Source organism: Methylobacterium sp. ap11, assembly GCF_900110515.1.
GTDB classification, from domain to species: domain Bacteria; phylum Pseudomonadota; class Alphaproteobacteria; order Rhizobiales; family Beijerinckiaceae; genus Methylobacterium; species Methylobacterium ajmalii.
In genome coordinates, this window is the sequence record NZ_FOEB01000008.1 from 257526 (window position 1) to 270899 (window position 13374).

The following is a 13374-nucleotide window of genomic DNA, read 5'->3' on the forward strand; positions in this document are numbered from 1 at the left end:
GTCCGGCCTCTCCGGAGGTGGTCAGCCGACCTTCAGCGCGGCGCGGCCGAGGTAGCGGGCCTGGGAGCCCAGGCCCTCCTCGATGCGGATGAGCTGGTTGTACTTCGCCAGTCTGTCCGAGCGGGCGAGCGAGCCGGTCTTGATCTGCCCGCAATTGGTCGCGACGGCGAGGTCGGCGATGGTCGCGTCCTCGGTCTCGCCGGAGCGGTGCGACATCACCGCGGTGTAGCCGGCACGGTGGGCCATGTCGACGGCGGCGAGCGTCTCGGTGAGCGAGCCAATCTGGTTGACCTTGACCAGGATCGAGTTCGCCGTGCCCTTGGAAATACCCTCCGACAGGCGGGTGACGTTGGTCACGAACAGGTCGTCGCCGACGAGCTGGCAGCGGTTGCCGACCTTGTCGGTGAGCGCCTTCCAGCCGGCCCAGTCGTCCTCCGACATGCCGTCCTCGATCGACAGGATCGGGTAGGCGTCGACGAGCTTGGCCAGATAGGTGGCCTGGGCCTCGGGGTCGCGGGTCTGGCCCTCGCCCTCGTAGACGTACGACCCGTTCTTGAAGAACTCGGTGGCGGCGCAGTCGAGCGCCAGCACGATGTCGCGGCCCGGCTCGAAGCCGGCGGCGCGGATCGAGTCCATCACGAAGTCGAGCGCGGCCTCGGCCGAGGGCAAGTTGGGGGCGAAACCGCCCTCGTCGCCGACGTTGGTGTTGTGGCCGGCCTTCTTCAGGGCGCCCTTGAGGGTGTGGAAGACTTCGGTGCCCCAGCGCACCGCCTCGGCGAGCGACTCGGCGCCCACCGGCATGATCATGAATTCCTGGAAGTCGATCGGGTTGTCGGCATGCGCCCCGCCGTTGATGATGTTCATCATCGGCACCGGCAGGATGCGAGCCTGGGTGCCGCCGACGTAGCGGTAGAGCGGCAGGCCGGAGGCCTCGGCGGCGGCCTTGGCGACGGCGAGCGAGACGCCCAGGATCGCGTTGGCGCCGAGGCGGGCCTTGTTCGGCGTGCCGTCGAGCTCGATCATCGCCTCGTCGATGGCGGCCTGCTCCTCGGCGTCCATGCCGCCGATGGCGTCCAGGATCTCGCCGTTGACGGCCTCGAGCGCCTTCAGCACGCCCTTGCCGCCGTAGCGCGACTTGTCGCCGTCGCGCAGCTCCACCGCCTCGTGGGCGCCGGTCGAGGCGCCGGACGGAACGGCGGCGCGGCCGAAGGAACCATCCTCCAGGAGGACGTCGACCTCCACCGTGGGATTGCCCCGGCTGTCGAGGATCTGGCGGGCGGCGATGTTGGTGATCGCGGTCATGAGAGGATCTCTCGGGCAGGCTTTACGGCGTTCGCGCGGCTTATCGGCCAAGATGCTCCCTGCGGCAAGCCGTCCGAGGGTCGAGACCGGCCAGGGCTGGGGACCGGCGAACGAAGGGACGGCCGGCGGTCGTCCGGGAGACCGTGCGCGGGGCGCCTGGTTTCGCGCCGGCCCGCGCGGGTCTATAGGGCGGGCATGACGCAAGACATCACCGACCATGCCCGGCAGCTCGGGCAGCCCATCGCCCAGCCGCGCTCGCCGGAGGAGGCCCAGCTCGACCGGGTGCCGAACCCGCACCCGGACACCGATTACTGCGCCCGCTTCACCGCGCCGGAATTCACCTCGCTCTGCCCGGTGACCGGCCAGCCCGACTTCGCCATCCTGGTGATCGACTACGTGCCGGACCAATGGCTCGTCGAGTCGAAGTCGCTGAAGCTCTACCTGCACAGCTTCCGCGATCACGGCGCCTTCCACGAGGATTGCACCGTCGGCATCGGCCGCCGGCTGACCACGCTCCTGGAGCCGCGCTACCTGCGCATCGGCGGCTACTGGTACCCGCGCGGCGGCATCCCGATCGACGTGTTCTGGCAGACCGGCACCCCGCCGGCCTCGGTCTGGCTGCCCGACCAGGGCGTGCCGCCCTACCGGGCGCGGGGCTGATAAAGAGAAAGGGCGGCCGGGTCACCCCGGCCGCCCTTTGTCATCTTGGATCGGCTGCGATCTCAGTAGCCGTAGCCATACCCGTAGGCCGGGGCCGGAGCACCGTAGCCATAGCCGTAGCCGTTGCGGCGGGCGGCATCGGCGGCGGCCGCCGCACCGATCGCGCCCACGGCGGCACCGGCGATGCCGAGGCCGACGGCGGCGCCCGGCGAGATGCCGCGGCGGCGCCCGCCATAGGCGTAGTTCCGGCCGACATAGCCTCGGCCATAGCCGCCGCCGTGACCATAGGAGTGGCCGTAGCCGTGACCGCGCCAGCCCTGGGCCTGGGCCGGGGAGGGGGCGACGGTGGACACGGCGCCGAGGGCCACCGCGAGGGCCGGGATGATCGCCAGCTTGCGCATCGTTGATCTCCTGCTTTCGTTCAAGCGATTGACCCGAACAACGAGCTCGGCCGGGAAGGGTTCCCGTAATCGCTCGGCCCGGGGCCGCCCGCCGGCGCGGCGATGGACCGGTCGTCCGGTCCCCGCCACGGGGGACGTGACTGTCGCTGATCCTGGCGGCCACCGCCTGAACTCGGGCTGAACTGGCGCTCGACCGGGACGTCAGCCCGGCCGGGCGAGCCGCCGGGCGGTGACGAGGCCGACGGCGAGGATCGTGGCGGCGCACAGGGCGAGCGCCGGCAGCTGGCCGAGGGTCTCGAGGCCGAGGCCCAGCACCGCCACGCCGATGGCCTGGCCGCAGAAGAACGAGAAGGCGTGCAGCGCCACCGCCGAGGCCCGGGCCTCCGGCACCACCTCGGTCACCTGCACCTGGAAGGTGTTGTGCAGCATGTAGAAGCCGAGGCCGAGGGCCACGAGCGCCGCGGCGTCGGTCTGCCAAGCGCCGGCGAGGCCGACGGTGAGGAGCGCGCCGCCCGAGACCGCGCCACCCGCCATCAGCATCCGGGTCTGGCCGAGGAGGCGCAGCAGGAGCCCGACCGTCAGCGAGTAGGTCAGGCCGCCGGCGGCGAAGCCCGCCAGCACCAGCCCGGCCTCCCGGGGACCGCCCTCGCCGCGGGCCTCGATCAGGTGGGCGAGGTGCGGGAAGATGCCGAACACCGCGACCGCCTCGACGAAGACGGCGGCGAAGAGCACCCGGGCGCGGGGGGTGCGCAGGATCGTGCGGTAGCGCGCCAGCGCCGGCGCCAGGACGAAGCGGCCCCCGGGCGCGCGCAGGCGCCGGGCGAAGCCGAGGGCGACGCCGAGGAGGCCGACGATCCCGACCCCGGTCGCGAGGGCGAACACGCCGCGCCAGCCGATCGCCCCCTCGATCAGCCCGGCGATGGTCGAGCCCGAGAGCTGGCCGAGGATCACCGCGACGAGGAAGCGGCCGATCGCCACCTGGCGCTGGGCCATCGGGATGCGGTCGCCCATCATGGCGAGCGAGAGCGGGATCACCCCGCCGGCCGCCGCGCCCGCGACCATGCGCAGGCCGAACAGGGTGCCGATGTCGCCCGCGACCGTGCAGGCGGCGAGCGCGACGCTCATCACAAGCAGGCAGGTGACCACCACCCGCTCCTTGCCGAGCGCGTCGCCGACCGGGCCGAGGATCGGCTGGATCAGCGCGTAGGGCAGGGCGAAGGCGGTGGAGAGGAGCGCCACGGTGGCGGGCGGGCTCGCGAGGTCGCGGGCGAGCACGCCGACCAGCGGCTCGACCACCCGTCCCGCGAAGGTGCTGGCAAAGCCCCCGGCGGCCAGGACCGCGATCAGGCGGGCGGGCGACCCGTGTTGGAGCGATCCTCGCTGCGGCGTCTCGGCGGCCTGCATCGCCCCCGCCTCAGCCGCCGGCCCCGTCCGTCGCTCGCGCCTTGGCGAGCCGGTCGAAGGCCTGGAGCTCGGCGAGCAGGGCCGGCATCTGGCGCAACGGCACCATGTTGGGCCCGTCCGAGGGCGCCCGGTCGGGATCGGCGTGGGTCTCGATGAACACGCCGGCGACGCCCACCGCCACCGCGGCCCGGGCGAGCACCGGCACGAACTCGCGCTGGCCACCCGAGGTGGCGCCCTGGCCGCCGGGCTGCTGCACCGAGTGGGTGGCGTCGAACACCACCGGCAGGCCGCCGCTCACCTGCGCCATGATCGGCAGAGCGCGCATGTCGGAGACGAGGGTGTTGTAGCCGAACGAGGCGCCGCGCTCGGTGAGGAGCACGTTGGGGTTGCCCGCGCCGGTGATCTTGGCCGCGACGTGGGCCATGTCCCAGGGAGCGAGGAACTGCCCCTTCTTGACGTTGACGACCCGGCCGGTGGCGGCGGCCGCCAGCAGCAGGTCGGTCTGCCGGCACAGGAAGGCCGGGATCTGCAGCACGTCGACGGCCTGCGCGGCCTCGGCGCAATGGCCGGCCTCGTGCACGTCGGTGACGACCGGGAGCCCCAGGGTCTCGCGGATCTCGGCGAAGATCGGCAGCGCCTGGCTCAAGCCGAGGCCGCGGCTCGACCCGGCCGAGGTGCGGTTGGCCTTGTCGAAGGACGACTTGAACACGAGGCCGATGCCGAGCCGCGCCGTCATCTCCTTGAGGGCGCCGGCGACCTCGAGGGCGTGGGCCCGGCTCTCCAGCGCGCAGGGGCCGGCGATCAGGCCGAGCGGCAAGTGGTTGCCGAAGCGGACGGAGCCGGCGGCGACGGTGACGGGCGAGGCCGAAGGGGATGGGGTCGACATGGTGGGGAGGCGTAGCGGGTTTCGGCGGGCGCGGGAAGGTGGCGGGCCGCAGGGCACGCACTCGCACGTCGTGGCGGGCGCTCCGTCGAGATCCGACCCGCGAGATCCCACCCGTCCCGATGCGGGAGGACCGCGCCCTCGTGTCCGTGGCCGGGCGTCGACCCTCCACCGGTCGCCCGGAGGACGCCCGCCGCTCTCGCGCATGCGTATCTGGTATTTGACAATCGTCCATCATAGGAGATGATCGCAGCATCATAGGAGCCGCGCCATGCCATCACGTCCCGTTCCCGCGCCACCATCCACGGCAGCCGCCCGATGACCGGCGCGGCGATCCTCTGCCTCGTCGCCGGGGCGGGACTGGTGGTGCAGAACGCGCTGATGGGCGCCATGGCGGCGCGGGGCGCCGGGCTGACCGGGGCACTCCTGTGCAACTCGCTGGTCGGGCTGTCGCTGCTCGGCCTCGTCGAGGCCTGGCGCAGCGGGCCGGGCTTTCCGCTGCGGCTGATCGAGCGGGTGGAGCCGTGGTTCGTGGTGCCGGGGCTGCTCGGCACGCTGTTCGTCGCCGCCTGCCTGTACGGCTACCGCCAGCAGGGCGCGACCGTCACGGTGACGATGGTGGTGGCCGGCCAGCTCGCGGCGGGGATCGCCGCCGACGCGGCCGGCTTGACCGGGCGCCGGAGCGGGATCGAGGCCCCGCTCGGCTGGCAGACCTGGATCGGGGCCGCGCTGCTCGTCGCCGGCGCTGTCCTGGTCCTGCGCGGGCGGGGGACGGCGTGAAGGACAGGGGCCCGACGGGACCGCCCCGCCGGCCGGCCCCTCGGCTGGCCCCCGGCCGTCAGCCTCGGGCGCCGCGGGGCGCCTCGGTGGCGGTGGCGGCGAGGCCGTCCGGTGCCGCGGCACCCGGGCCGAGCAGGTTGACGGCGACGTGCAGGCCGATGGCGGGTCCGAAGACCAGGGCCAGCATGAGAAGCAGAACGACCACGACGCTGCGGTCGCGGGTGGCGGCGCCGCCGGAGCGGGCGGTCATCGTCGTCATTGTCATGGCTCACCTCGTTCGACCGGCCGCATCGGCGCCGGTCGCGGGCGAGCCCGATCAGCGATCAGGCGCGGGTCACGCGAGGCGGCACCGAGGCGGCGCGGTCCGTCGACTACTGTCGCTGGGCATGGGGGATTCAGGATTCCGGTGATGCCGCGCGGCGCCGAGTCGTCGGACCCCACGCGGACCAGGGCCACATGCGTGCGAACCCCGCCCACGTCAAGGGGGCGGGCACGGTTTTTCCCGCGCCGCACCATGCCGCGCCGGCGCGACGCCACACCCCGGGCGGAACGTCCCGCGAAACGCACGATCCCTTTGTTCTCGCCGCATTTCTTTGCCACAAGCCGAGGGGACCGGCGGAAGGCCGGGCGAAGGCTCATCGCCGCCGATCGTGGCGCGCCTCACGACGACCGTCCCTGCCGCGCGGCGCCCACCGGGTGCGCCGATGCGGCCGGACGCGTCGGGAGGCGTGCGACGGACGGACCTGTCACGAGACCCGCTTGCCGAAGGCCCGCCCGCCGTCCATGCCCGATCCCCAGCTTTCGCCACCCGACGACGCCGCCCCGATCCCGACCGGCGTGCCGGGCCTCGATTCGATCCTGGAGGGCGGCTACGCGGCCAACCGCGCCCACCTGATCGAGGGCCGGCCGGGCTCGGGCAAGACCACCCAGGCGCTGCAATTCCTCATCGACGGGGCGCGGCTCGGCGAGCGCTGCCTCTACATCACCCTGTCGGAGAGCCGGCGCGAGCTGATCTCGGTCGCAACCCGCCACGGCTGGTCGCTCGACGGCATCGAGATCTTCGAGCTGGTGCCCCCCGAGCTCAGCCTCGACCCGCGCCAGCAGCAGAGCCTCGTCCATTCCTCCGACCTCGAGCTCGGCGAGACGATCAGGCTCGCCATCGCGGAGATCGACCGGGTCAAGCCGCAGCGGGTGGTGTTCGACAGCCTGTCGGAGATCCGCCTCCTGTCCCAGGGCTCGCTGCGCTACCGCCGTCAGGTGCTGGCCTTGCGCAGCTACCTCCTCATCCACGACACCACCGCGCTCCTCCTCGACGACCTCACCGCCGAGCAGGACGACCTCAACCTGCACAGCCTCTGCCACGCGGTGATCCAGCTCGAGCAGCTCGCCCCGCTCTACGGCGGCGAGCGCCGTCGCCTGCGGGTGATCAAGATGCGCGGCACGCGGTTCCGCGGCGGCTTCCACGACTTCGTCATCCGCCGCGGCGGCCTCACGGTGTTTCCCCGCCTGGTCGCGGCCGAGCACGGCCATTCCTACGCGATCGACCGGCTCGGCAGCGGCAATCAGGGCCTCGACGCGCTGCTGGGCGGCGGGCTCGACCGGGGCACCAGCACGATGCTGCTCGGCCCCTCGGGGGTCGGCAAGTCGTCGACGGCGCTGGCCTACGTCACGGCGGCGCTGGCGCGCGGCGAGCGCGGGCTGATCCTCAGCTTCGACGAGCCGATCGGGATTCTGCGGCGTCGGGCCGCCGGTCTCGGCATGGCCGTCGACGGGCCGATCGCCGACGGCCGCCTGCGGGTCGAGCAGATCGACCCGGCGGAGGTCTCGCCGGGCGAGCTCGCCGCGATGGTGCGCAACGCCGTCGAGCGCGACGGCGCGCGCGTGGTGCTGATCGATTCGCTCACCGGCTACCACAACGCGATGCCGGGCGAGCAGTATCTGCTGCTGCAGATGCACGAGATCCTGACATACCTGAACCAGCAGGGCGTGACGACGCTGCTGGTACTGGCCCAGCACGGGCTTGTCGGCCAGATGTCGGCGGCAGTCGACCTCACCTACCTCAGCGACACCGTGGTGCTGTTCCGGTACTTCGAGGCGGACGGGCACTTGCGCCGGGCGGTGTCGGTGGTCAAGAAGAGGGTGGGGCCGCACGAGGCTACCATCCGGGAACTCCGGATCGACGGCGACGGTTTGCGTGTCGGCGAGCCGCTGGTGGGCTTCCGGGGCGTCCTGACGGGCGTGCCGGTCTTCCAGGGCCGCCTGCCGGCCGAGGGCGCGGGACCCGAGCGGGATCTGCCGGTGGGGTCGGGCGATCGGGACAGCCATGAGAGAGAATGATCCCCCGGTCCTGATCCTGGCCCCGACGGGCCGCGACGCCGAGGTGGCGTCGAGCATCCTCGAGGAGGCCGGCCTGCGGGCGGAGGTCTGCGCCGACCTGCCGGCGCTGGTCGCCCGGCTCGACGAGGGCAGCTGCGCCGTCCTGACCGAGGAGGCCCTGCGCGCCTCCGACCGGCACGGGCTCGCCGCCTACCTCGCCGGGCAGGAGCCGTGGTCGGACTATCCGTTCGTGCTGCTCACCCTGCGGGGCACCCCGCCGGAGGCGCGGTTGATGGAATCCCTCGGCAACGTCACGCTGCTGGAACGGCCGTTCCACCCCGCCACCCTGGTGACCGCGACCCGCTTCGCCGTCCGGGCGCGCCGGCGCCAGCGCGAGGCCGCGGCCTTCCTGCACGAGCGCCAGCAGACCGCCGAGCGCCAGGCCCTGCTGATCCGCGAGCTGCACCACCGGGTGAAGAACACGCTCGCCACCGTGCAGGCGCTGCTCGGCGCCTCGGCCCGCGGCGCCACCAGCGTCGACGAGTTCTACCAGGGCTTCTCGGCCCGGGTGATCTCGCTCGCCAAGACCCACAACCTCCTGACGGAGGATTACTGGCAGATGGCCTCGCTCCAGGAGATGCTGGAGAACGAGCTCGGCCCCTACAACGACGAAGCCGGCAAGCGCATCGCCCTGAAGGGCCCGCTGGTCGAGCTCACCGCCGACCTCGCGGTGCCGACCGGCATGGCGATCCACGAGCTGACCACCAACGCCGCCAAGCACGGCGCCCTCTCGGTGCCCGAGGGGCGCATCACCGTGACGTGGGACGTGGCGCAGGACGAGGCCGGCCGCCGCCTGCGGCTCGACTGGACCGAGCGCGGCGGCCCGCGGACCGCGGAGCCGACCCGCAAGGGCTTCGGCTCGACCCTGCTGCAGCGGGTGCTCACCATGCAGTGCGGCGCCGACATCAAGTTCGACTTCAAGCCGACCGGGCTGCACTTCCGCATGGAAGCGCCACTGGTCGAGCACCGGACGGTGCCGCACTACTGACGCACGCTCCGGACGCCTGCGTCCGGAGCGTCCTCACGCCGCCCGGGCGGCGGCGGGCAGGAGCGCGGCCGCCACCGCCGCGGGGCTGTCGAACAGGTGATCGGGCCCGGCGGCCGCGAGCGCCGGCCCGCGCGTGTAGCCCCAGGTCACCGCCCCGAAGGCGAGGCCCGCCCGCGCGGCGGCCACGTGGTCGCGCAGCTCGTCGCCGAGGCACAGGACGCGGGACGGCGCGATGCCGCTCGCCCGCACCACGGCGGCGAACCGGCGCGCCTTGCCGAACACGCCGGCGCCGCAGGCGTAGTGCCCGATCAGGCCGGCGCAATCCGGGCCGAGCACTCGGCGCGCCACGTCCTCGCGGTTCGAGCTGACGAGGGCGAGCGCGATGCCGCCCTCCCGCAACCGCCCGAGCAGGGCCGGGATGCCGGGAAACGGCGCCAGCAGGCCGGCGTCGCGGGCGGCGAGGCCGTGCATGTGGCGGGCGATGAAGGGCAGCTTCCAGCCGGGGACGCCGAGGCGCCGCATCACGCCCCGGGCGTCGAGCGTCCGCAGGGCCTCGACCTCGTCGGGCGCGGGCCGGCGGAAGCCGTAGCGGTCGGCGACGCCCGGCAGGACGCCGGCGAACCACGGGAAGGTGTCGGCCAGCGTGCCGTCGAAATCGAGGACGACCAGCCGGTACGGCGGACCGCCCCGGTCGGCTACCAGCACACGCGGGGCAGCCGGCGCTTCCAGCGCTGGCCGACGCGCAGGTCCTCGTCGCCGGCGCGGCGCTTGGCCCGCAGGCGCATCTCCCCGGTCTCGGCCGCCTCGGCCTCGGGTCGGGTCGGGTTGGGCTGGGGCGCGGCGGCCTGGATCCGCGGGGGGGCCGGCAGGGCGATGGGGGCGGGGGTCTGGATCGGCGCCTCGTCGGGCCAGTCCTCGGGCCAGACGAAGGCCGGCCGCGGGCCGGGCGTGCGGCGCTGCACCGGGGCGGCGGTCCGGTAGCGGCGCACCCGCGGCAGCTTCGGCTCGGGTTCCGGCGCGGCATCCGGCTCCGGCTCGGGCTCCGGCGGGGCGATCAGGCTCGGCAGGACGCGCTTGGCGCCCTTGGCATCGGCGTTCCTGGGGTCGGACGCGGCAGCCGGCGAAGGTTTGGAGAAGACGTCTCTCGCAAGGGCGTCCCGCGCCGACGAGTCCTTCGCGGAGGGCGACTTGACGGAGGGAGCCTTGAGCGAGTGATCCTTGGCGAAGGCCGGGGCCTCCGGCGGGTCGAAACGGCCCGACTGGGTCGCCGCGGCGGCCTCCTCGAACAGGCCGGTCCCGGCCCAGAGGTTGCGGCCGGTGGCGGCGGGCCGACGCTCGGGCTCTCCCGTCGCGGCGGGGCTCGCCGGGAGCTTGCCCGCGGGGCGCTCGCTCTGGGGCCGCTCGCTGTCGGGGGTGGCGATCAAGGGGGAAGTGCGGCTGCGCTTGATCTCGACCGTGAATGACGGTCTCGCGCGGTGGCGCGTCATTGAATGTCCTGAAGCGATCTGTTCGGAATCAGTCGCCCGCGGCCATGCGCGCGGGCACGATCCTCACTTAGGATGGGTTAGGGGAATTGTCCATGGCAAGAATTGATAAAGTCTCAACGGAGGTCACAGTGACGGCATCGCGATGGTCTGGCGTCCGCAATGTTCTGTCGGCCGCGAGATTTGACTCAATCGTGTCGCAGTCGTGCCGTGTCCCGGCGGGAGGCCGCGCGTGAGCCGGCCGGTCGCCCGCGTCTTCGTGCTCACGGGCGCCGGGATCTCGGCCGAGAGCGGGCTCGGCACCTTCCGGGATCCGGGCGGGCTGTGGCGCCGCTTCGACCCAATGCGGCTCGCCACCCCCGAGGCCTTCGCCCGCGAGCCCGAGGAGGTCCACGCCTTCTACAACCTGCGCCGGCAGGGGGTGCGAGAGGCCGCGCCCAACGCCGCCCACGCGGCGCTGGCGCGGCTGGAGGCGGGCCTTGCCGCCCGCGGCGGCGGGCTCTTCCTGTGCACCCAGAACGTCGACGACCTGCACGAGCGCGCCGGCTCGCGATCGGTCGTGCACATGCACGGCGAATTGATGCGGGCGCGCTGCACCGCCTGCGGCGCGGCCACGCCCTGGATGGAGGATCTCGGTCTCGACACCGCCTGCCCGGCCTGCGGGCGGCGGGGCGGGATGCGCCCGGACGTGGTGTGGTTCGGCGAGGTGCCGCTCCACCTCGACGCGATCGGCGACGCCCTCGCGGCGGCCGACCTGTTCGTCGCCATCGGCACCTCCGGGGCGGTCTATCCGGCGGCGGGCTTCGTGGCGCAGGCCCGCGCCGCCGGGATCCCCACCCGGGAGATCAACCTCGCGCCCTCCGACACCGCCGGCCTGTTCGACGAGTCCAGCTACGGCCCGGCCACCCGGGCGGTGCCGGACTTCGTCGCGGCGCTTCTCGACAACGATCTACCGGGCGGAGATGGGCCGGGCCGAGACCGGCACGGCGGACGGGAGGCGTGACCTTCGTCCGGGCGCACGGTCAGGGCGCGTAGGCGCTGGCGGCCGCCGGCAGGGACAGGGCCGGGAGCGTGCGCGCCGCGAGCGGCCGCAGCACCGGCCGCAGCCAGGGGCCCTCGATGGCGAAGTGCCCGGCGGGCCGCCCGTCGGGCCCGGGCTCGATCCTCGCCTCGGCGCCGAGGCGGCGCTCGGCCAGGAAGACCCGGCCGCCGAGGCTCGCCGTCAACCCCCCGCCGCGGACCTGGCCCTGGCCGATCTCGGCGACCCCGTCGGCCACCGTCAGGCTGACCCGGGCGCGCTCGAAATGGGTGCGGCCGCCCCGGCGCAGGGCGACGGCGGCGGAATCGGGCCGCTGGGCGAGATCGGCGAGGTTGAGGCCGAGGATCTCGCCGCCCTCCACCGTGGCGACGGCGCGCCCGCCGAGGCGGCCGACGAGGTCGGCGAGGCTCGAACCGGCCGTGTCGAGCACCGCCGAGCCCTGGCCGCGGCCGAGGATCCAGCGCGGCCAGCCGAGATCGGCGAACAGGCCGCCGAGGTCGACCCGGTCGGCACTGCCCTGGAGCCGGGCGTCGAGGCCGGAGGGCAGGGCGGCCAAAGCCGCCCGCCCCTTGACGGTGCCGCCCTGCACGGTGGCGCGCCCGAGCGTCGCCTCGACGGTGCCGTCGCGCACCAGGAGGCCGGCGGCGACGTCCTGCGCCTCCAGGGATCCGAGGCGGGCGGAGGCCGCGGAGAGCCGCAGGTCGAGGTCGCCGCGGGTGAGGGCGTCGAGGCCGAGGGGCGCCCGGCTCCAGCCGCCGCCGGGCTCGACGTCGGGCAGGAGACCCGACAGGTCGAGCCGCTCGGCCGCCAGGGTACCGCTGACGGACAACCGCCCCCGCACCAGGGCGAGGGCGCCGGCCCCCTCGAGCCGGTTGTCGCCGAACCGCACCTGGATCTCGGGCCATTCGACGCCGCCCGGACGAGCCGTGAAGCGTCCCTCGACGCCGACCGGGCCGGCGAGCGCGGCAGGACCGGGCTCGACCCCGAGCCAGGCCAGGGTGCGGGCCAGGGCCGGGGTGGTGAACCGGCCCTGGCCGGACAGGCGCGGTCCGTCCGTGGCGGCGCCCGCGGACGCCTCGTCGGCGGGGACATTCGCGGCGGGAGAATTCGCCGCGGGGAGATTCGCGACGGTCGTCCCGGCCCAGACCAGGCTGCCCTCGATCTCGGCGCTGCCCTCGGCGGAGGGCCCGTCGAGGCCGGGGCCGGCGACCCAGGTCAGGGCGGCGTTGAGCGGGGTCTCGGTGCCGGCCGCGAGCGCGGGCGGGCGCAGGCCCGACACGGTGAGCGTCGCCGGCACGCCGCGCCAGGTGAAGGCGGCCGAGAGGTCGAGCCCGGCGCTCGGGCGCGGCCAGTTCGCCACCAGGTTCAGGCCGGTGACCGTCTCGCGGCTGCCGGTGCGGGGATCGCGGCCGGAGAGCGTGGCGTCGACGAGGACGAGGCGGCGCAGGTGGCGGCCGCGCCCGGCGGCGACGCGGGCGGCCAGCCGCGCGGCCGGCTCGGCCCAGTCGACGGCCGCGCCGTCCGGCAGGGCGATCCGGGCCCGGTCGAGGACGAGGCCGGTGACCTCGGCCCGGCCGGCGAGGAGCCCGGCGAGGCCGAGCTGCACCTGCAGGCCGGCGCTCTCGACGAGGTCGTGGTCGCCGCGGCGCAGCCGCACGCGGGAGAAGCTGAGGGACGGGGCCGGCAGCAGCGTCAGGGTGGCGGGCCCGGCGGCCGAGAGGCCCAGGCCGTAGCGCCGCGCGAGGTCCCGCTCGGCGAAGGCGACCGCCCGGGGCGCCGCGATCGTCCAGGGCAGGGAGGCGGCCGTGAGCGCGAGGGCCGCGGTGGCGGCGCCGCTCAGGGCCAGGATGGTTCGGCGCGACATCGCTCTCCGGCTGCCGGCGTGGACGAGAAGACGATGCCCCCCCGGGCCGCCGCCGCCTGCGGTCCCTCGGACCTGCCCGCGGCGGGCGCCATCCCAAAACTTCCCTGTGACGCTCCCGTATAATCCCTCGCGCACGCCTTGTCTCCCCGGGCCCGGCCCTGCGTGCCGCGGCCCGGCGAAGCGGGACATTTTC

Annotated in this window: 13 protein-coding genes; 5 read left to right on the plus strand and 8 right to left on the minus strand. The window is 74.3% G+C overall.

What is annotated here, in order from left to right:
• Positions 1-21: 21 nt before the first annotated feature.
• Entirely contained in the window at positions 22-1302 is a 1281-nt protein-coding gene (gene eno / locus BMX97_RS14715) for a phosphopyruvate hydratase (protein ID WP_091751326.1), read from the minus strand.
• Positions 1303-1497: 195 nt separating this feature from the next.
• Here eno and queF point away from each other — a divergent pair, with 195 nt between their 5' ends.
• Complete coding sequence (queF, locus tag BMX97_RS14720; protein ID WP_091751329.1) at positions 1498-1962, plus strand: preQ(1) synthase; 465 nt, start codon at positions 1498-1500, stop codon at positions 1960-1962.
• A gap of 62 nt (positions 1963-2024) precedes the next feature.
• Here queF and BMX97_RS14725 read toward each other — a convergent pair whose 3' ends face one another.
• From BMX97_RS14725 to kdsA, 3 genes are all read right to left on the minus strand, one after another.
• Positions 2025-2363 (minus strand): hypothetical protein, encoded by a 339-nt coding sequence (locus BMX97_RS14725; RefSeq protein ID WP_091751332.1) that lies wholly within the window; start codon positions 2361-2363, stop codon positions 2025-2027.
• A gap of 201 nt (positions 2364-2564) precedes the next feature.
• The gene (locus BMX97_RS14730) at positions 2565-3767 is read right to left on the minus strand and encodes an MFS transporter (RefSeq protein ID WP_091751334.1); all 1203 of its coding nucleotides are present in this window, start codon (positions 3765-3767) and stop codon (positions 2565-2567) included.
• A gap of 10 nt (positions 3768-3777) precedes the next feature.
• The gene (gene kdsA / locus BMX97_RS14735) at positions 3778-4653 is read right to left on the minus strand and encodes a 3-deoxy-8-phosphooctulonate synthase (RefSeq protein WP_060847641.1); all 876 of its coding nucleotides are present in this window, start codon (positions 4651-4653) and stop codon (positions 3778-3780) included.
• A 315-nt stretch (positions 4654-4968) separates the two neighbouring features.
• Here kdsA and BMX97_RS14740 point away from each other — a divergent pair, with 315 nt between their 5' ends.
• Entirely contained in the window at positions 4969-5430 is a 462-nt protein-coding gene (locus BMX97_RS14740) for a DMT family transporter (protein ID WP_091751337.1), read from the plus strand.
• 58 nt (positions 5431-5488) lie between these two features.
• Here BMX97_RS14740 and BMX97_RS14745 read toward each other — a convergent pair whose 3' ends face one another.
• Positions 5489-5695 (minus strand): hypothetical protein, encoded by a 207-nt coding sequence (locus tag BMX97_RS14745; RefSeq protein ID WP_091751340.1) that lies wholly within the window; start codon positions 5693-5695, stop codon positions 5489-5491.
• 518 nt (positions 5696-6213) lie between these two features.
• Here BMX97_RS14745 and BMX97_RS14750 point away from each other — a divergent pair.
• Together BMX97_RS14750 and BMX97_RS14755 are read left to right on the plus strand one after the other, a co-directional pair.
• On the plus strand, positions 6214-7767 hold the full coding sequence (locus tag BMX97_RS14750) for an ATPase domain-containing protein (protein WP_091751473.1): 1554 nt from the start codon (positions 6214-6216) through the stop codon (positions 7765-7767).
• Positions 7754-8794, plus strand: a complete 1041-nt coding sequence (locus BMX97_RS14755; protein WP_060847645.1) for a sensor histidine kinase — start codon at positions 7754-7756, stop codon at positions 8792-8794. The genes BMX97_RS14750 and BMX97_RS14755 overlap by 14 nt, the downstream gene beginning before the upstream one ends.
• Positions 8795-8827: 33 nt before the next feature.
• Here the strand turns inward: BMX97_RS14755 and BMX97_RS14760 are convergent, their stop codons facing one another.
• Both BMX97_RS14760 and BMX97_RS14765 read right to left on the minus strand, forming a co-directional pair.
• Entirely contained in the window at positions 8828-9499 is a 672-nt protein-coding gene (locus BMX97_RS14760) for an HAD hydrolase-like protein (RefSeq protein ID WP_091751343.1), read from the minus strand.
• Positions 9490-10281, minus strand: coding sequence for a hypothetical protein (locus BMX97_RS14765; protein ID WP_091751345.1), 792 nt, complete (start codon positions 10279-10281; stop codon positions 9490-9492). Before BMX97_RS14765 ends, BMX97_RS14760 begins: the two co-directional genes overlap by 10 nt.
• A 229-nt stretch (positions 10282-10510) precedes the next feature.
• Here BMX97_RS14765 and BMX97_RS14770 point away from each other — a divergent pair, with 229 nt between their 5' ends.
• Positions 10511-11281 carry an NAD-dependent deacylase gene (locus BMX97_RS14770; protein ID WP_091751348.1) on the plus strand — a complete coding sequence of 257 codons (771 nt, stop codon included), beginning with the start codon at positions 10511-10513 and terminating at the stop codon, positions 11279-11281.
• A gap of 19 nt (positions 11282-11300) precedes the next feature.
• Here BMX97_RS14770 and BMX97_RS14775 read toward each other — a convergent pair whose 3' ends face one another.
• Positions 11301-13181 (minus strand): AsmA family protein, encoded by a 1881-nt coding sequence (locus tag BMX97_RS14775; RefSeq protein ID WP_091751351.1) that lies wholly within the window; start codon positions 13179-13181, stop codon positions 11301-11303.
• Positions 13182-13374: the final 193 nt, after the last annotated feature.